We start from the raw sequence: 18,365 nt of genomic DNA, 5'->3' as shown, positions 1-18,365 counted from the left end.
TTTGCTTTTACTGCTTATATTACTTTAGCTAACTGGCGTATCTAATTTTTTCTGTGATAACAACAGTAGCCAACCTAATAATTAAGGAGTAGATATGAGCATGTTACAAGAATTTAAAACCTTTGCCTTACGGGGTAATGTGGTTGATATGGCTGTTGGTATTATTATCGGAGCCGCTTTTGGCAAAATTGTGACGTCTTTCGTTAATGACGTCATTATGCCACCAATAGGTGTCTTGTTGGGTGGTGTAAATTTTAGAGATTTAGCTATTGTTATCCAGCAGGCAACAGAAACTCAAGCTGAAGTATTAATTAAATACGGTGCTTTTGTTCAGACCATAATAGACTTTATCATTATTGCAATAGCCGTTTTTGTTGGAATTAAAGCTATAACCTCCATGAAAAAGAAAGAAGAAGCCAAGCCTAATACCCCGCCCCCTGTGCCTGAAGAAGTTATTTTATTAAGAGAGATTAGAGACGCGGTGAAGAAGTGAGCTTAGGCTTGAGTGTTTAGTGTTTAGTGTTTAGATAAAACTATCGCAATAAAAAAGCCGCTACTTTAAAGGTAGCGGCTTTTTTTATTATAAATTTTGTTCAAATAATTTAAAGATCCGGCGGTACTCATCTAGCCAGCTACTTGGTTGTCTAAAACCATGAGCTTCTACTGGGTAGAGCGCGATCTCAAAGTTAGAGTTTTCTTGCTCAATTAAGCGCTGAACTAAGCGAACGCTGTCTTGGAAAAACACATTATCATCCACCATAGGCGCATTAATTAACAATGGTTTAGTTAAACCTTGGCTAAAGTAGATTGGCGAGCTGCGCTCATAAGCGATAGGATCTATGCTAGGCGTATTTAAAATATTAGCCGTGTAAGGCTGATTGTAATACGCCCAGTCTGTTACAGGCCGTAAGGCTGCACCAGCTTGGAATAAATCAGGCTGAGTAAATAAAGCCATAAAGGTCATAAAACCACCATAAGAGCCACCATAGGTGCCGATACGCTGACGATCAACATTGGCATTTTTTACTAACCAATCTACACCGTCGGCTAAATCTTCAATCTCTGGTTTACCCATATGACGGTAAATAGCGGTACGCCAATCACGGCCGTAACCTTTAGATGCACGGTAATCCATATCCATAACAACATAGCCGTGTTGTACTAATAAGTTATGGAATAAAAACTCACGGAAATAACCTGACCAGCCCATATCACTATTTTGCAGATAACCCGCACCATGACTAAAAACAACAGCACGACGTTTTTCTGCTGAATCAGTAGTAGGTTGATACACTTTGCTAAAAATAGGTTTTGCTTGCCGCGAAGACTTAACTGCAACAATTTTTGGCGCAACTAAAGGTAATGCTTTAAATTGCTCAGAAACAGTATCGGTTAAACGGATAACCTGCTTGGCTGGACTCGCCTCCGCAACATACAATTCTTCAGGTAATAAATTTGTAGAATAACGTAGTAATAACTTAGTTTCATCTGGCGATAGCGTAAAGCTAGTACTACCCACTAAGTTAGTTACCTGCTCAATAGCATTAGTAGCTAAATTAGCCCGATAAACATTATATTGGCCTGGATGCGCCATATTAGCTTTAAAGTAAATATAGTTATCGTCTTGGGTTAACGTAGGTTCGCTAACTTCAAAAGTACCTTTTGTTAGTTTTTGAGCTTTGCCTGTTAAAGTTTTTAAATACAAATGAGCATAGCCTGACTCTTCAGATAGATAATAAAGCGCTTGACTATTATTCAACCAACCAAAATCATTAAAGGCGTAATTTACCCAAGCCGTATCATGTAAACGATGTTGTGGCACAAAACGCTGTTTTTTAAGATCTATAGTTGCTAACCAACGATCTTTATTGTCAAAGGCTTTTAGCATTACAGCGACTTGCTCACCTGAAGCATGCCAACGGATTGCTCCTTGGCTCCAATACCAATCATTCATTAAACCTATATCACGAATGATTTTTTCACTTTTATATTTTTCACCTTTTGCTTTTGCATTTTCGGCCTTAACGCTGGCTAACACATCTTCATTATAGCCAGGCAAGCTTGCATAGCTTAACTCGCTCTGTTCACCATTATTTAAATTGATTAACCATAATTTTTGCGGTTCTGGACTGGCATCATTCACTCTTGCTCTAACCGGCTGTGCAGCAACATCACCATTAGCAGTAATATAATTAGGCATTATGTCTTTGTCGTTGCGCTTAGTCGCTTTGCGAGTGGCTAATACAATAAAGTCTGCAGCAGGTGATAAGCTGGCCTCTACTATTTGTATGCCTTTACCTAAATAAATAGGCTGTGGAGTTAAGGTTTTATTTTGCTGCTGTAACTGCACACTAGACTTATGTCGGTCTAGTTTATTTTTATGGCTTAAAGCAACATAATTAATAAGTTTATGCTGTTCTTGGGCTAAATAACCTTTAGCAACTGTTGGTGCTTCTGGCGCCTGTTCAGTTTTTAAATTGGCTAGCTCGCTACGTAAACCTGTACTTAAATCAATAGCAAAAAATTGCCAACCTTGACGATAAGCTAGACGGCCATCAAGTAAAAACTGAGGGCCACTTTGTTTAGCGCTATCTTGAGTTAATTGAGTAATCTTGCCTGATGCCATGTTACGTACAAATAGGTTATCGGCAAAAGTGTACGCTTGGATAGTTTTATCTCGATTAAATACGGCATTAGCTGCACCCATAGTATGAACTTGACTAAGAGACACTAGCTGACCATTATCAGTCCCATCTAACGGCCGTTCAAACCAATCACGGTTCTCATTACCTTGTTGTTTTCGTTGATAAAAGACGGTTTTACTATCTGCCGACCAAAAAGCTCGCTCTGGTTGCCGCCCCAACCAATCTGGATCAGCCATTATTTGTTCTAAGGTTAATTTAATACTGGGATCAGCTTCAAATACTGTGGCAACACTAACAGTTTCAGTGTTATAAGTTAGCGGTTCATATTTTTTAGCTTGCAATGGTGTTGCAAACAATAAACTACAGAGCGCAATACTCAGGGTGGATTTAAGTATAAGTTTCATAATAGTGTGCTTTTGCTAATAAAAGTCCTGTTGTTATACAAAGCTTATTCAATTAACGCAACCATATCCACTTAAGATGCGGCTATTGGCTGTACAAATACGACTATTTGGTATCTCGTTATAAGCCTTAAAGTAACCAGTTATTTTAAGGCTTTAGCTCTAACTTAATAAAGCTGTACCGCCTTTTAAGTTATATACTTCAGTAAAACCCATTTCAGTTAAGATCTTGCAAGCCACTAAGCTTCTGTTTCCCGAACGACAAACCAATAATAACGGCTGTTCAATATTCAACTCGGCATTAATTAAGGCATCGGCTAATTTAGATAAAGGGATTTCTTTAATTTCTAATTCATTTGGCAAATATAAACTTAAAGCGCCTGCACTTTGCTCATGCGGTTCACGCACATCTATCACTTTAGTATTGGGCTTTTGCTGTAAAAATGCTGCGATATTTTCTGGTGCTATTACATCAGTAGCATCGGCATAGCTCACCTCAACTAAGCCACAAAAGTAATTGCTAACTTGTTGTAGTTTAATAGCCTGAGCACGAAGTTCTGCTTGCCACTGCTTGGCTGGTAAGCCTTGCAATAGCTGAGCTAATAAAGGCTGCTCGGAACACGCAAGACGAAGAGTAGTAAAAAAGCGCTGTGCATAATCATGACTAGACAACAATAAGCATTCTTTACCTACTTTTTGTGCTAATAACCTAATGCTGTTCGCTAAATCATCCATATTGCCGCCGACTAAATCAGTACGCCCTATGCCGCCAGGTAATATAACATCACCAACAAAAGCTGCTTGAAGCTGCTCTTGTTTAGTCAATAAAATACTAATAGCTTCTGGCGTATGGCCTGGCGTTTGGCATTTTTCTAACCGATATTGGCCAACTAAAATGCTTGTTTGCTGCAATGGCCAGCCTAAATTGTCCACCTTTTGCTTTTCATCTTCTAAACCAGCCAACATAAGCAGTTCACAACGAGCAGACTGATGATCTTGGTGAATATGGGTATCTAATACAGCGACTAAGTCTAAATTTTGTCCCAAGACAATATTAGCGATACGACTGGCTAAGGGCAAAACAGGATCTATCACCACCGTTTGACGGGTTTCAGCACAGATTACAATATAACTACATAAAGCTTCATGTTTTAGCTGAATTAAACCATGGGCATGTAACTCTAATGTAGGCGTGGCATCGGTTAAGACTAAACAGTGCTTACATACAACGTCTGCCAGTTGAGCAATACGTTGACAAGCCTGTTCACATTCTTGCTCGGTCATTGCTGGGCCAAATGAGAGCCTTATCGCGCCTTGGCTGCGCCATGCTTCTAATCCCATAGCGTCTAAAACAAAGCTACTGGGCACTTTTGAGCTACAGGCCGAGCCTGAACTCACCCGAATACCCGCAGCATCAAATAAATCCATAATATCTTTGCTGTAAAACCCTGGCACCGAAAAGTTGATAGTAGTTGGTACTATATAAGGCTGGTCACTGTTTAATACTAAAGCAGGAAAAACACTCCGTAAAGCAGCTAATAAATGTTCGCGATAACGCCATAAAGTTGCATCATCTTTAAAAGCAGAATCGGTGGTTTTAGTTAACTCAGTAAAAACAGCATGCAAAGCTGCAATGCCAGGTAAGTTTTCAGTACCAGATCGCAAACCACTTTCTTGGCCACCACCTGCAATAAAAGGCTGATAAGGTGCGCCATCCCGAACGTACAAAAAACCAATGCCCTTAGGGGCATATAATTTGTGACCACTAAAAGGCGCATAATCAATACTGGTTTTTGCAATATTTAAAGCCATCTTCCCCAGCGCTTGTACACAATCAACCATCCAAAAAACATTAGGATTACTGCTTCTAATCAGCTTTTCTAGTGCGACTAAATCTTGTTTAACACCCGTTTCATTATTCGCAGCCATGGTGCATACCATAATGGCTTTTGCTAAATTATCAGCTAAGAATTGGTAATCAATAATGCCATTTTTATCTACAGGTATAGCTTGAATGGTGGCATTAACTTGTAGAACGTGATTCCAGTGTTTTAAACTTTCTGGTACAGCTTTATGCTCAGTTGAACTATATAACAGTAATGCCTCTGGACCTATTTGACCTTTATCACGAGCAGACTGTAGCGCCGATACAATAGAGGTTTGAATTCCTTCGGTCGCGCCTGAGGTAAAAACAATATCGCCGCTGGTTGCGCCAATTAACTTTCTAGCCAGGGCGCGGGTCGTTTCAAGTTCTGCTTTTGCTTTAATACCTGTTGCGTGGCTACTACTTGGGTTACCAAAACTACTTTGCATGCTATGCATAGCCGCAGCGGCGGCCACTGCTAATACCGGTGTAGTAGCATTATTATCTAAATAAACTTCGCTTAATGACGACAACGGTCTAATTGATGACATGAAAGGCAGCCTTATAACTAATTAGCATAATATATAGCGCAATATCATAACCGCCTTGGTGTACTAGCTCAAGGTAGGATCTAATTTGTTTTAAGCTGATAGTAAAACTATTAAAGTATAGTGGCATTATAAACAATAAACCGCCTTACGGCGGTTTATTAAAATATAAGTTACATACTTATTACTCAATTAAATCTTTAGGAATTTCTGGCCGCAGTTCAGCCCACACTAAACCGCTTTCACGGCCATATTTACGCACAGCAAATACTACTTCATCAAACTTGCCATTTTCAGCATGTAGCTTAATTTGATTATAATAATTACGAGCAACTTCACGCGCTTTAGGATGAGAAAAGTAAAAGCGCGCTATTTTATTATACAAGCCACGAAAACCATTTAAAATTAAGACATAAATACGGTTAGCAGAATGTAATGCTAATTCATGATTTAAGTTGTAATCAAACTCGGCATAAGCTTCAGCCGTATCATCAAGCAACTCTGCGCCAGCAAACACTTCTATAACTCGCTGGGCATTATTCTTAATAGCGCCACGAATATAAATTGCACTGATATTGGTTCGCGCAGATAACAGCTCGTCAACCAAATCTGGCATATGCTCTTCATCTAAACGAGCTAAAGTCTCTAGAATATTTAAGCCTGATGTTTCCCAAAAATTATTAACTTTAGTAGGTTTGCCATGCTTAATCGTTAACCAGCCGTCGCGGGCTAAACGCTGCAATACCTCACGTAAAGTAGTACGAGTGACACCAATCAATTCCGACAGTTCGCGCTCTGCGGGTAAAATGGAGCCAGGTGCAAACTTGCCATTCCAAATAGAATCGACAATATATTCTTCTGCGAAACCGGCTGGGCTTTGCGCTTTTATCAGGTTGGTCATGCGGATCTATCCGTCTACTTATTGAATTAAATTCTACTGATTGTACCAGAGCTTAATCAGTTAACAAGGCATCTAAGCAAAATAGACGGCTTAAACGCTAATTGTAGAACAGAGAAAAATACCGTAAATTAGCCGGCATCAAGCAGAAGTACTATAAATAAGGTTATCTAATGTTGAAAAAAGTAAAATTATTATCTAGTAAACGCTTAAGCTGGTTATTGTTAATAGTCTCTATTGCCGGGTTACTAGCAACTGCATTGTATTTTCAGCATGGCATGAATATTCAACCTTGCATTAAATGCGTTTATATCCGAGCCGCCTTTAGTGGCATGTTGGCTGCTGCAGTTATTGGTTTTTTTGGCGCAAAAATAACATTTATACGCTGTATTGCTCTACTGGGTGTTATAGCAGCAGCTGTATTTGGCTTAATACAAACAAATGAATTATTAGAAATTGAACGCATTATCGCTGCTGGTGGCTTTTCAACTTGCTCGTTCTTTGCCGAATATCCTAGTTGGCTACCGCTTGAACAGTGGTTGCCCGCAGTGTTTGAGCCAACAGCTAGTTGCGGTGATGATAGCTGGCGTTTTTTCGATCGTAGTATGGCCTTTTGGACCAGTATAACCTTATATGGTTATATTATTATTGTTACTGCTTTTTTACTGTGCCAAGGGGTTAAATTAAATCCAAACCCTTATAAAGGGTAAGAATTTAGAACAACTCAAAATAAAAACGCTCTGTGATTACAGAGCGTTTTTAACTAGAGATAACTAATTGCTAAGCAGCTTAGATAATAGCTAATAATTCAACATCAAAGATTAAAGTACTAAAAGGAGCAATCGCATTACCTGCGCCGCGCTCACCATAAGCTAATTCATGCGGTACATATAAACGTAACTTAGTACCAGGTGTCATTAATTGTAAGGCCTCGGTCCAACCAGCGATAACACCAGACACCGGAAATTCTGCTGGCTCACCGCGCTGGTAAGAGCTATCAAAGACAGTACCATCGATTAATGTACCGTGATAATGAGTACGTACTGTTGATTCCGCTGTTGGTTTTTCGCCATCTGCGGCACCAGCAGTTAACACTTCATATTGCAAACCTGACTCAGTAACTGTTATTTCAGCACGTTTAGCATTTTCAGCTAAAAAATCTGTACCAGCTTCAGCTAATAATTGTGCTTTTTCAGCTTGTTGAGCTTGCATACGTTCACTAATAACGCCAAATGCTTCACGAATTTGCTCATCAGTTACTTCAGGATCCTGTTCAGTAAATGCCGCTTTTACACCAGCTGCTACTGCTTCAATATCTAAACCGTCAAATGGATTATCAGCTAGTTGCTGCCCCATTTGTAAACCAATACCATAACTTGCATGTTGTTCTAAGGTTGTGAATTTATCTGCCATGAGTCCCACTTTATTTATTTTGGCTAATTAAAGCCAAGGTTAATTTCGCCACGCAGTCTAGCGCAAACGAATACTAATGTCTTGTTAAGCCGATTATTCGCTTGCTAACTTCTGAACTTGCAGCCAAATATTTTCTACGCTAGCTTGATCTGTTTTGTCTAACTCACCTTGGCTTATTGCCTGTTGCAAACTAGTATTTACTTGGTTAATTACATCTTTGGCAGTAAAAGCAGCACCACTTACTTGTAAGGTGCCTACAATAAGATCGAAGTGCCCTCGTAAATAGCCTGATGCAAATAACTCATCATCAGTGGCTACTGGCACTAACTGGTCAAAAAAATTGGCCACCTCATTGATATACACTTCGGTGCTACTACTTACACTATTGTCTAGGACACTATTCATGCTACTCCTCTTCCTCCCAGCCTAATCGATACATAACATAGTCGTTATAGCCGGTGAGTATATTAATTAAACCTGCTAATTCATGATCTAAAGCAGTATCTCCCGTATCAGCTAATAATGGCCGACCTTGTAACTGCTCTAGTTTTTCTTTAGTGGCTATGACTTGGATATTGCTACGACCTAAACAACGTATTACTTTAGGTGATAACTGCTGATTGCCTCGGCCAAAAACATGGCCTTGACCACCGATTAAAGTAATAATTAATTGACTAGGATAACCATCAATTAAACTAAACAACTGATCTGCTGTCACATCTTGAGCTATTAATTGACCATTTTCGACTACATCTACGCCTAGCAAAGTGTTATCTAAACCTAACTCTTGCATAATAGCAGCCACTGTTGACCCTGAGCCCATAACATAGCGCACGTTATCTTCCATTTGCTCGCTAACATAAGCCGCTAAATCTGCTAAGACTAATTCATCTGATTCTTGGCCGCCTGCTTTTACACTTTGCACATAACGTAATTGCGCGGGTATACGCATCTCACCAAAACGCCTTGCTTTAACTATTCCTTGGCGAAAAGCTTCCTCATCAATGTCCATGACATCTGCACTGTCTAACGAGACTAGTTCACCAGCGACCAGTTTAGCGACTAATTTACCTGCTGCTGTGGGTGATATGGCATAAACGCCAGAATGAATTTTTACTCCGGCAGGAATACCTAATACTGTTGTTTTTTCTGCGACAACATGACAAATATTTCTAGCTGTACCATCACCACCGGCAAATAAAATAAGATCTACTTTAGCATCAACTAAAGCTTGGGCAGCTAGCTCGGTATCTTGTGCTGTACTAGGACTGGCCTTGGGTTTATAAATAATCTGATAGGATAAACCCAACTGTTTACAGACATTTTCACCCATATCACCCGCTACGGTATAAACTTCAAATTGTGATTTTAATGCCAGTAGTTCAGTTAGAGTGGTTTCGGCTCTATTCATTGCTTGTGGTACAGCACCTAAGGCTAAAGCTTGTTCAGCTTGGCCATCAGAGCCTTTTAAGCCCACACTGCCCCCTAAGCCAGCTAAAGGATTAATAATTAAGCCTAAACGAAATTTTATAGCCATATCTTTCCTCAACATTCAGATAAAACTGACCTTAAAAATGGCCGTTATTGTATAGGCATAACACTAAATTTCCCAGCTATGCCTGAGTTAATCTTTATTAACAGCACTGCTTGTATAACTGATCGGACTACTTTAGAGTAATTTTGTCGGCTAACAGGATTAAACAGCAATGGGATACTAAGATAATGAAACAACAACTTAATAAACTAAAACAACAATTTAGCCAGAGTCCCTATCCCGATGTTGCACAACGCGTGCAATGGTTACAAGCCTTAGAGCAAGCTATACGACACTATGATGATAAACTATGCCATGCCCTTAGCATTGATTTTGGTCATCGCAGCATGGATGAAACCAGGCTGCTTGAGATTATGCCGACCTTAAGTGGTATTGCTTATCAAATAAAAAACATTAAACGCTGGATGCAAGTTAAAAACCATAAGGTGCATTATAGCTATAAACCTGCCAGTAATAAGCTAATGCCGCAACCCTTAGGTGTAGTTGGCATCATAGTGCCATGGAATTATCCTGTTTTTTTAACCACAGGTCCCTTAATGGCAGCCTTAGCAGCTGGAAATAAAGTGATGCTAAAGCTGTCGGAATATACTCCAGCTACTAACAGTGTTATTACAGCTATGCTTAGCGAGTATTTACCAGATCAAGTGGTTGTTATTGAAGGCGATGCCGAAGTTGCTGCTGAATTTTCTAGCTTAGCTTTTGATCACTTGCTATTTACCGGCTCTGGCAATATTGGCCGTAAAGTTATGCAAGCTGCCGCAGCAAACCTAACGCCGGTAACCTTAGAATTAGGTGGTAAATCTCCAGCTATTATTACTACAGATGCCGAACTAGCGTTAGCTGTACCTCGCCTATTATTTGGTAAAACTGCTAATGCCGGCCAAACCTGTGTAGCACCAGACTATTTATTATTACCCCGTGAGCAATTAAACGACTTTATCCAGCAAGCAAAACGCTGCTTTGTACAGTTTTATCCTAAAGGGGTGCAAAGCGAAGATTATTCGGCCATTATTAATGAGCAGCAGTATTCACGGTTACAAACTTATTTAGCCGAAGCCGAACAAGCCCAAGCTGAAATTATTGCCTTAGACGATCAGCACTGGCAACAAGCAACACAGCGTAAGTTGGCACCACAGTTGGTAATCAATGCACCTTTAGAAACAGCACTTTGGCAGCAAGAGATTTTTGGCCCTATCTTACCTATCATGTTATACGACAATATAGAGCAAGCAATTAGCTTTGTTAACCAACAACCAAGACCGCTTGCCTTATATTTATTTAGTCCATCTAGCACCTTGCAACAACAAGTTCTACAGCAAACTCATGCTGGTGGTGTCTGTATTAACGATAGTTTAATGCATGTTGGCCAAGATGACTTGCCCTTTGGTGGCATAGGACCATCCGGTATGGGCGCTTATCATGGCGAGGCTGGCTTTTTAACTTTTTCTCATCAAAAAGCTATTCATAAAAAAGGTCGTTTTAGCAGCGGTACTTTTGTCTACCCGCCCTTTAACCGCGCTGTATTTCGGCTTATTATGAAATGGTTGTTGCGCTAGGTATCACCTTAGGTAAGCTAATGGCAATTAGAGTAGCAAAAAAAGCTAAAGCTGCGGCGGCAAGAAAGGTATTACTTGCCCCTGCGCCATCTTGCCATAATATACCTGAAATATAAGCGCCAATTGCACCACCCCCACCGTAAATAACACCGGCATAAAATGCTTGGCCTTTGCTACGCAACTGTTTAGGAAAAAACTGCTGAATAAACTGCATGGCACAAGAGTGCGCTATAGCAAAGCTTCCTGCATGTAACATCATACTAAAGGCTAATAACCAAGCGTTATCTGCCACCGTCGCCACTAAGGTCCAACGTAAAATCGTTAAACTATAACAAATACTCAATAACAGCTTATAACTTCGATTACGCATTATTTTGCCAGCAAAGTAAAAAGCAACTATTTCAGCAACTACCGCCACACCGATAAATAAACCTGTTTCAGTACCACTATAACCAAGATCACGACTATATAAGGTAAAAAAGCCATAAAAAGGGGCAAAGCTCATTTGGATTAATAAAGCAGCGCACATAAAGCGCAGTAATAATTTGTTTTTTAAGACATCTGAAAAACGTTCACTAACCGTTTTAGTATGCAAATTTAAACTAACTGCTGGTAACAAAAATAAACTAGCCAATAACAGCATTAAAAACATTAAAGCTGAAACCGGTAAGAACTCACTACCAAACAATTCAAATAACCAGCCACCAAATAGCACTAACACTATATAACCGACACTGCCAAAACTGCGCACTCGACTATAGGCTTGAGTGTCATCATTTAAAAAATGAAAAGCTGATACCTCTAACTGCGGTAAAATTGCCGTCCAAAAAAAGCTAAATAATGTAAAGCCAATCAATAGTGGCCAAAATCCTATATTGGCAAAACTGCCACACCAACCCAAAATGGCTAAAAAAGCCCCAGTGCGCATAATTACCAAGGGCTTACCGGTGCGTTCTGCAAGCGCTGCCCAGATATTAGGACCAATAATTCTGCTGCCCATTACAATAGCCAGTAATAAGCCAATTTCAGCAGAGTCTAGGCCTCGACCGTCTAAAAACAAGCCAAAATATGGAACAAAAACACCGAGCACACCAAAGTAGGTGAAATAGGCCAGCATTAGCGCTGACCGAGCTGAAACAGCAGACATGAATTACCTAAAGTTACTTTTAAAGAAGCTTATTAATTATAGCTTTTGTCTAACAACTAGCTAGGAGTTGTACGCTTGGCTTGCCAATAATATAAGTTAACTTATTGACATTATTTACGAGCTATATCTGGCGTTGCCACTTGAACATGAGCATTTTGCGCTCTATGACGAAGGTAATGATCCATTAGTACTATTGCTAGCATAGCTTCAGCTATAGGTACCGCTCTTATACCAACACAAGGATCATGTCGACCTTTAGTCAACATTTCAATTTCATCACCCTGACTATTAATACTATTACCTGGAATACTGATACTTGAAGTAGGTTTAAGTGCCATACTCACGGTAATATCTTGCCCCGAAGAAATACCACCTAATACGCCACCAGCATGATTAGCACTAAAGCCTTGCTGACTTAATTCATCACGATGAGTAGAGCCTCGTTGCTCTACAACAGCAAAACCATCTCCTATTTCAACGGCTTTAACGGCGTTAATACTCATAATGGCATGAGCAATATCAGCATCTAGCCGATCAAATACTGGCTCGCCCCAGCCTACAGGCACATTAGAAGCCACAACATTAATTCGCGCTCCAACTGAGTCGCCGGCTTTCTTTAAGTCACGCATGTATTGATCTAACTCGGCAACTTTATCCACATCAGGGGCAAAAAAAGCGTTATTATTCACTTCATCCCAATCTAGCTTTTCCATTTTAACTGGGCCAAGTTGGGCTAAATAGCCCCGTATTTGCACACCACATTGCTCAAATAGATACTTTTTAGCAATAGCGCCAGCTGCTACTCTAACAGCAGTTTCACGAGCAGATGCTCGACCACCGCCTCTATAATCACGAATGCCATACTTATGCCAATAGGTATAATCAGCATGGCCTGGGCGAAACACATCTTTTATGTTTGAGTAATCTTGTGAACGTTGATCTGTATTTTCAATCAACAAGCCTATACTGGTGCCTGTTGTAGTATCCTCAAACACACCCGATAATATTTTTACAGTATCGGCTTCACGCCTAGCAGTTGTATAGCGCGAGGTGCCAGGTTTACGCCGATCTAAATCTAGTTGTAAGTCTTCAGCCGTTAAGGTCATACCCGGTGGGCAACCATCAACAATGCCACCTATAGCAGGGCCGTGGCTTTCACCAAAAGTAGTGACTTTAAATAATTGCCCTATACTATTGCCGGCCATTGTTACTCCTTAACTGATTAACTGACATTTCGTTTAAATTGCTTACTGTTCAAAATAATGCAAACAGCGCTGTAGTTCCGCTTTGGTAATAGCAAAGACACCAATACCACCATGTTTAAACTCTAACCAGTCAAATTGTACTTCTGGCAGTTGTTGTTGTAATTGCACCATGCTATTGCCCACTTCACAAACTAAAACACCACCGTCATTTAGGTAGGCAACAGCTTGAGCTAAAATACGCCTAGTTAAAGCTAAACCATCTTCTCCAGAAGCTAAACCTAGTTCAGGCTCATGCTGATATTCCGCAGGTAAATCGGCCATGTCTTCTGCATCAACATAAGGTGGATTGGTCACTATTAAATCATATTTGGTACCAACTAAAGCATCATAGCCATCAGATAAAATAGGATAGACTCTATGCTCCAAATTATGCTGCTCAATATTAAACTGAGCAATTTCTAGAGCATCAGGGCTAATGTCTACGGCATCAACTTCTGCTTCTGGAAAAGCATAAGCACAAGCTATAGCAATACAGCCCGATCCAGTACACAAATCTAAGATATTGTGCACAGCTTTGCCCTGCAATTGGCCAGAAAACTTATCAGCTATTAGTTCAGCTATAGGTGAGCGAGGAATTAACACTCGTTCATCAACATAAAAAGCTAAACCAGCAAAGTAAGCTTGATTAGTTAAGTAAGCTGCTGGTAAACGCTGACTTATACGCTGCTGCAATAAATCAACAAAAGCTGCTCGCTCTTGTTTAATTAAACGAACGGTTAATAGTTTATCATTAGTTAAAGGGGGTAAATGCAACACAAAGCTTAATAGAGCTGCTGCTTCATCCCATGGATTATCTGTGCCGTGGCCTAAATAAACATCAGCATGATTTAATTGGCTAACGGCAAAGCGTAACCAATCGTGCACAGTTTCTAGCTCAGCGATAGCATCTGCTATACACTCAGCGCTTAAAAATAATTCGCTAGATTCAGCCATGGTTTAGATAAGCTCTTTTGTAAAAATCATTCATATTAAGTAGACTTGCACGATGCAGAATAAAAAAACTAAATTAACCTCAGCATCGCAGGACGTTACTGCCGAAGATAGTCAACTATTTCGCCAGTCCATAGCAGGCGCTAGGCCTATTATACAAGATAAGATACCGCCTGTTGCTACTGTGAGCAAGCAAAAAAGACGTGCGGACGTCTCTGCTAAAGCCGTTTTAACCGATTTATTTTACTTTTCTGATCAATATGAAGGTTATGTCCATCATAATGGCAGTCAAAGCTATGTCCAAGCTGGCGATGATGTATATTTAAGTGGCCGCTTAAAACGTGGTGAGTTTCAACCTCAAGTCATTTTAGATTTACATGGTTTAACTTCAGCAGAAGCTAAAAATGAACTTGCTGGCTTACTGGCTTATTGTGAGCAAAAGCATCTTAATTGTGCTTGTGTTATTCACGGCAAAGGCTTAGGTATTTTAGCCCGTAAAGTGCCAAACTGGCTAATTCAACACCCTAATGTACGAGCTTTTCACACTGCACCTAAAAGTTGGGGCAAGCACGGTGCTTTATTAATATTACTTAAAGTAAAAGCTTAACTTAATAGCGCTAAATCTGCAGTATTAAATAACTTAACTAACTGACCTCGCTGCTGTGGTTTATAATCGATACAGGCTAGCTGTGCTGGGCTAAAAACCGGCGTTTGGCTATAGTCAGTAAATTGAGCAACTAAAAAACTCACTAATGGCATATGAGACACAAGTAATACTTTAGCGTCTGGTTTAGTCGCTAAAAAAGCATCCAAGTAAGACTGCAGCATAGCTACATCAGCTTCAGGCACTAAATCTGAGATTAAATTTAACTGGCTATAATTAGGTTGCTTAGCTAACATTAACTCTGCTGTTTGCTTAGTACGCAAATACGGACTAGCCCAAATATAATCAAAGCTACCATATTGCTTATACAACCAAGTTGCCATCTGCTTTACATCATCTATCCCTTTAGTTGTTAAGGGTCTTAATTTGTCAGCAGACGCTATAGGCGCAGCTTCGCCATGTCGCATAATTACAAGATTTACCATTAAAAAAACACCATACTACTTAATAAACCCTGTTTTGAGATATTAGCAGTTAACAAAATGCCAGCGGCACATTACTGAGTTTAAATTGTGCGCTATCATAAAGAAAACTCGCACCAAGTGTAACTGTTAATAATGCATATAAACTAAAAGTTTTATTACTAATGGCTATGACAACATCTTACTACCAAAGTATCAAGCTCAAACATCAATGTTGAGACAAAGGGATCAAGTTTGAAAAATCAACAACTATTGCAAAGTGTAAACGATCGGCGTAGTTATCAGCATTTGCTACTTGAAAACGGGCTTGCCGTGTTGTTAATTCAACAAACCGATGCAAAAAAAAGTGCCGCAGCATTAACGGTAAATGTTGGTCACTTTGACGATCCTAATGAGCGGCAAGGTTTAGCCCACTTTCTGGAGCATATGTTGTTTTTGGGTTCAAAAAATCACCCTAAGCCCGGTGAGTATCAGCAGTTTATTAGTCATCATGGTGGAAGTCATAACGCTTGGACCGGTACTGAGCATAGCAGCTTTTTTTTTGATATAAATAATGACTATTTTTCTCAAGCAATAGCTCGGTTCTCGGATATGTTTACTCAGCCGTTATTAAGCCCTGAACATATTGAAAAAGAACGGCACGCTATTGAAGCCGAGTTCAGCTTAAAGCTTAAAGATGATAGCCGACGTATTTATCAAGTACACAAAGAAACCGTTAACCCCGCCCACCCTTTTGCAAAGTTCTCTGTTGGCAATCTCTCAACCTTAGCAGACTTGCCTAATGAGAGCCTGCACCAAGCAGTAGTGCATTTTTTTCAGCAACAATATAGTGCTAAGCGCATGACTTTAGTTTTAGTATCACCCTTACCTCTTGATGAGCAGCGCCGATATGTTGAAAAGTATTTTACGGCAATCGCTAATCAACAACCAGTTAAGCCTATGCTAACAGAACCGCTTTATTTACCTGAACAACAAGGTATTCAATTAAATATTAGGCCACATAAAGATAGCCAAAAACTTGTTGTCAGCTTTGCCCTACCCGACATCCAGACTTGGTATAAACATAAAATTATTAGCTTTTTAGCTCATCTAATAGGTGATGAAGCCGATGGCTCCTTACTCAGTTACTTAAAACAGCGTGCTTGGGTAAATCAACTTAGTGCCGGTGGCGGTATTGATGGCAGCAATTATAAAGATTTTACCATAGCTTTTGAACTAACCGATCAAGGCTTAAGCCAACGTGATGCTATAGTTAGCAGCTTATTTAGTTATCTGGCTTTGCTTAAATCTAAGCCTTTACCTATAGATTTATACCAAGAAAAACAAATTCTCTTAGAGTGGGCCTATTTATATCAAGAGCCCGCCGATGAGTTAGAAACGGCCAGCCATCTATCAATTAATATGCAACATTATCCCGTTACCGATATTATTTTTGGTGATTACAGGATGGAGGCCCCAAACGAATCTTTGTATCAGCATATTTTACAATATTTTTGCAGTACTAATATGCGCTTAATGCTAGTGGCTTCTAAGGTAGCTGTCGATAAACAAGCTCAGTGGTATCATACTCCTTACAGCACAGAGCCTATAGCTACTGAATTATTGCAACAACTCAATCAAGCCCCCCTGCTTGCTGAACTACATTTACCTAAGCCTAACCCTTACCTAACTGACAACCTTAGCCTCTTAGATAAAAGTGCCCATATGGCAATACCTAAACAGCTGCTAGATACAGAATTTTTATCCATTTGGTATAAAGCAGACACTGAGTTTAATAGTCCTAAAGGCCATATTTTTGTTCAGTTAAGCCTAGCTAATAGCCAAAAAAGCAATAGCCATCTTGCTGCAATACGATTATGGGTGGAATTATTTCAAGATAATATAAACCAAGAGTTTTATCCTGCTACTGCTATCGACTTAGTTTATAATGTCCATGTCCATCGGCAAGGTATTAGCATTCATACCAGCGGTTTGGCTGCCAATCAGTTGTTATTGTTAACAAACTTACTTGAGAAGATGCCAGAACAGCAGTTTAGCCCGCCTAGGTTTTTAGAAATTAAACGGCAGCTTATCAGGCACTGGAAAAATAGTAGTAAAAGCAAACCTGTACCTAAGCTATTTGGCCAATTGTCTGCTATTTTACAGCCATCAAATCCAGAAATAATTGAGCTTGCTCAGGCACTAGATACTTTAAGTTTTAATGAGTTTATGCAGTTTCATAAGTCGTTGTTTGAAAAAGTACATATAGAAAGTTTAATGATTGGTAATTGGCTCCCCACAGAGGCAAGTAAATTAACCGCTAACCTTCAACATTGGCAACATAAGTTTGCTAATGCTGCTCCAACTGTCGCAAACCCTGTCTATAAAATTCAGGGCCAAGGTCCTGTTTGGCTACAAATAGAAACAGAACATGACGATCATGCGCTAGTTATTTACTTACCCGCACAAGAAACAACAGCCGTCACTATGGCATTATTTATGTTAGCTAACCATGTGTTATCAGCAGAGTACTTTCATCAGTTACGCACTGAGCAGCAACTAGGCTACTTAGTTGGTACTGGTTATGCACCAATAAACACTTTGCCTGGCATTGTTTTTTATGTGCAATCTCCCACAGCAAACTGCCATCAACTATATCAAGCAACTGTCGCTTTTTTTCGTTCATTCTTAAAGGAAACTGAAAATTTATCGGCCAGTGACTTTGTTGTAATGAAACAAGGCTTACAAACTCAATTAAGCCAAACTGACGGTAGTTTAGGCGCAAGAGCTAAGCGCTTTTGGCTAGCGCTAGGTCAACAAGATTACTCCTTCAGCTTAACCGAAAATATACTTCAAGCTTTAACTCAGTTATCTTTAGAGCAATTTATTGCTTTTTTACAGCAACTGTTATTAGCGGAATATGATGTTATATTCTTAGCTACAGACCCTAAGCCTGCATTAGCACACATTAAAACCAGTAATAGCTCAGAATTAAAACAGCTATTACAACAAACAAAAATTGCTTTTGACAGTTTAAAAAAACTTAGCTAACGTAGGCTTATTAAAGCACAGTTAGTA

The 18,365-nt window shown here is 39.7% G+C and carries 15 protein-coding genes; 5 read left to right on the top strand and 10 right to left on the bottom strand.

The genetic code is table 11. The features are described from left to right. Window positions 1-94: 94 nt before the first annotated feature. On the top strand, window positions 95-493 hold the full coding sequence (gene mscL, locus RDV63_RS07195) for a large-conductance mechanosensitive channel protein MscL (RefSeq protein WP_313908821.1): 399 nt from the start codon (window positions 95-97) through the stop codon (window positions 491-493). A gap of 87 nt (window positions 494-580) precedes the next feature. On the opposite strand, the gene RDV63_RS07190 is transcribed toward mscL, so the two are convergent. The 3 genes from RDV63_RS07190 to fadR form a co-directional block, all read right to left on the bottom strand. Continuing rightward, entirely contained in the window at window positions 581-3,049 is a 2,469-nt protein-coding gene (locus tag RDV63_RS07190; RefSeq protein ID WP_313908820.1) for a prolyl oligopeptidase family serine peptidase, read from the bottom strand. Between the two features lie 159 nt (window positions 3,050-3,208). Beyond that, complete coding sequence (locus RDV63_RS07185) at window positions 3,209-5,461, bottom strand: aminotransferase class V-fold PLP-dependent enzyme (RefSeq protein WP_313908819.1); 2,253 nt, start codon at window positions 5,459-5,461, stop codon at window positions 3,209-3,211. Window positions 5,462-5,642: 181 nt separating this feature from the next. Beyond that, window positions 5,643-6,359 (bottom strand): fatty acid metabolism transcriptional regulator FadR, encoded by a 717-nt coding sequence (gene fadR / locus RDV63_RS07180; protein WP_313908818.1) that lies wholly within the window; start codon window positions 6,357-6,359, stop codon window positions 5,643-5,645. A 170-nt stretch (window positions 6,360-6,529) separates the two neighbouring features. On the opposite strand from fadR, the gene RDV63_RS07175 reads away from it, so the two are divergent. Further along, window positions 6,530-7,066, top strand: coding sequence for a disulfide bond formation protein B (locus tag RDV63_RS07175; RefSeq protein ID WP_313908817.1), 537 nt, complete (start codon window positions 6,530-6,532; stop codon window positions 7,064-7,066). Between the two features lie 79 nt (window positions 7,067-7,145). Here RDV63_RS07175 and RDV63_RS07170 read toward each other — a convergent pair whose 3' ends face one another. The 3 genes from RDV63_RS07170 to RDV63_RS07160 form a co-directional block, all read right to left on the bottom strand. Next, window positions 7,146-7,769 carry an FKBP-type peptidyl-prolyl cis-trans isomerase gene (locus tag RDV63_RS07170; protein ID WP_313908816.1) on the bottom strand — a complete coding sequence of 208 codons (624 nt, stop codon included), beginning with the start codon at window positions 7,767-7,769 and terminating at the stop codon, window positions 7,146-7,148. 93 nt (window positions 7,770-7,862) lie between these two features. Beyond that, on the bottom strand, window positions 7,863-8,174 hold the full coding sequence (locus tag RDV63_RS07165; RefSeq protein WP_313908815.1) for a YfcL family protein: 312 nt from the start codon (window positions 8,172-8,174) through the stop codon (window positions 7,863-7,865). Window position 8,175: 1 nt separating this feature from the next. Continuing rightward, the gene (locus RDV63_RS07160) at window positions 8,176-9,306 is read right to left on the bottom strand and encodes an ATP-NAD kinase family protein (RefSeq protein ID WP_313908814.1); all 1,131 of its coding nucleotides are present in this window, start codon (window positions 9,304-9,306) and stop codon (window positions 8,176-8,178) included. Between the two features lie 185 nt (window positions 9,307-9,491). On the opposite strand from RDV63_RS07160, the gene RDV63_RS07155 reads away from it, so the two are divergent. Further along, window positions 9,492-10,880, top strand: a complete 1,389-nt coding sequence (locus tag RDV63_RS07155) for a coniferyl aldehyde dehydrogenase (RefSeq protein WP_313908813.1) — start codon at window positions 9,492-9,494, stop codon at window positions 10,878-10,880. Here RDV63_RS07155 and RDV63_RS07150 read toward each other — a convergent pair. From RDV63_RS07150 to prmB, 3 genes are all read right to left on the bottom strand, one after another. Then, entirely contained in the window at window positions 10,858-12,027 is a 1,170-nt protein-coding gene (locus RDV63_RS07150; protein ID WP_313908812.1) for an MFS transporter, read from the bottom strand. The two genes, RDV63_RS07155 and RDV63_RS07150, sit on opposite strands and share 23 nt — an antisense overlap. Window positions 12,028-12,137: 110 nt before the next feature. After that, entirely contained in the window at window positions 12,138-13,232 is a 1,095-nt protein-coding gene (gene aroC / locus RDV63_RS07145) for a chorismate synthase (RefSeq protein ID WP_313908811.1), read from the bottom strand. Window positions 13,233-13,274: 42 nt separating this feature from the next. Further along, a complete protein-coding gene (prmB, locus tag RDV63_RS07140) occupies window positions 13,275-14,225 on the bottom strand; it encodes a 50S ribosomal protein L3 N(5)-glutamine methyltransferase (protein WP_313908810.1) in 951 nt (316 codons plus the stop codon). Between the two features lie 52 nt (window positions 14,226-14,277). Here prmB and smrB point away from each other — a divergent pair, with 52 nt between their 5' ends. Beyond that, the gene (smrB, locus tag RDV63_RS07135; RefSeq protein WP_313908809.1) at window positions 14,278-14,829 is read left to right on the top strand and encodes an endonuclease SmrB; all 552 of its coding nucleotides are present in this window, start codon (window positions 14,278-14,280) and stop codon (window positions 14,827-14,829) included. Here the strand turns inward: smrB and sixA are convergent. Further along, window positions 14,826-15,311, bottom strand: coding sequence for a phosphohistidine phosphatase SixA (gene sixA / locus RDV63_RS07130; RefSeq protein WP_313908808.1), 486 nt, complete (start codon window positions 15,309-15,311; stop codon window positions 14,826-14,828). The two genes, smrB and sixA, sit on opposite strands and share 4 nt — an antisense overlap. 231 nt (window positions 15,312-15,542) lie before the next feature. Here sixA and RDV63_RS07125 point away from each other — a divergent pair, with 231 nt between their 5' ends. Next, window positions 15,543-18,338, top strand: a complete 2,796-nt coding sequence (locus RDV63_RS07125; protein WP_313908807.1) for an insulinase family protein — start codon at window positions 15,543-15,545, stop codon at window positions 18,336-18,338. Window positions 18,339-18,365 lie beyond the last annotated feature (27 nt).

Source organism: Rheinheimera sp. MMS21-TC3, assembly GCF_032229285.1.
GTDB lineage: Bacteria > Pseudomonadota > Gammaproteobacteria > Enterobacterales > Alteromonadaceae > Alishewanella.
Note: the sequence above shows the minus strand (reverse complement) of the source record. Positions and strands in the feature narration are given on the sequence as shown.

What these genes read in the sequence shown, in the direction of transcription:
- mscL (WP_313908821.1), top strand. Translation starts at nt 95, where the DNA reads ATGAGCATGTTACAAGAATTTAAAACCTTTGCCTTACGGGGTAATGTG.
- RDV63_RS07190 (WP_313908820.1), bottom strand. Translation starts at nt 3,049, where the DNA reads ATGAAACTTATACTTAAATCCACCCTGAGTATTGCGCTCTGTAGTTTA.
- RDV63_RS07185 (WP_313908819.1), bottom strand. Translation starts at nt 5,461, where the DNA reads ATGTCATCAATTAGACCGTTGTCGTCATTAAGCGAAGTTTATTTAGAT.
- fadR (WP_313908818.1), bottom strand. Translation starts at nt 6,359, where the DNA reads ATGACCAACCTGATAAAAGCGCAAAGCCCAGCCGGTTTCGCAGAAGAA.
- RDV63_RS07175 (WP_313908817.1), top strand. Translation starts at nt 6,530, where the DNA reads ATGTTGAAAAAAGTAAAATTATTATCTAGTAAACGCTTAAGCTGGTTA.
- RDV63_RS07170 (WP_313908816.1), bottom strand. Translation starts at nt 7,769, where the DNA reads ATGGCAGATAAATTCACAACCTTAGAACAACATGCAAGTTATGGTATT.
- RDV63_RS07165 (WP_313908815.1), bottom strand. Translation starts at nt 8,174, where the DNA reads ATGAATAGTGTCCTAGACAATAGTGTAAGTAGTAGCACCGAAGTGTAT.
- RDV63_RS07160 (WP_313908814.1), bottom strand. Translation starts at nt 9,306, where the DNA reads ATGGCTATAAAATTTCGTTTAGGCTTAATTATTAATCCTTTAGCTGGC.
- RDV63_RS07155 (WP_313908813.1), top strand. Translation starts at nt 9,492, where the DNA reads ATGAAACAACAACTTAATAAACTAAAACAACAATTTAGCCAGAGTCCC.
- RDV63_RS07150 (WP_313908812.1), bottom strand. Translation starts at nt 12,027, where the DNA reads ATGTCTGCTGTTTCAGCTCGGTCAGCGCTAATGCTGGCCTATTTCACC.
- aroC (WP_313908811.1), bottom strand. Translation starts at nt 13,232, where the DNA reads ATGGCCGGCAATAGTATAGGGCAATTATTTAAAGTCACTACTTTTGGT.
- prmB (WP_313908810.1), bottom strand. Translation starts at nt 14,225, where the DNA reads ATGGCTGAATCTAGCGAATTATTTTTAAGCGCTGAGTGTATAGCAGAT.
- smrB (WP_313908809.1), top strand. Translation starts at nt 14,278, where the DNA reads ATGCAGAATAAAAAAACTAAATTAACCTCAGCATCGCAGGACGTTACT.
- sixA (WP_313908808.1), bottom strand. Translation starts at nt 15,311, where the DNA reads ATGGTAAATCTTGTAATTATGCGACATGGCGAAGCTGCGCCTATAGCG.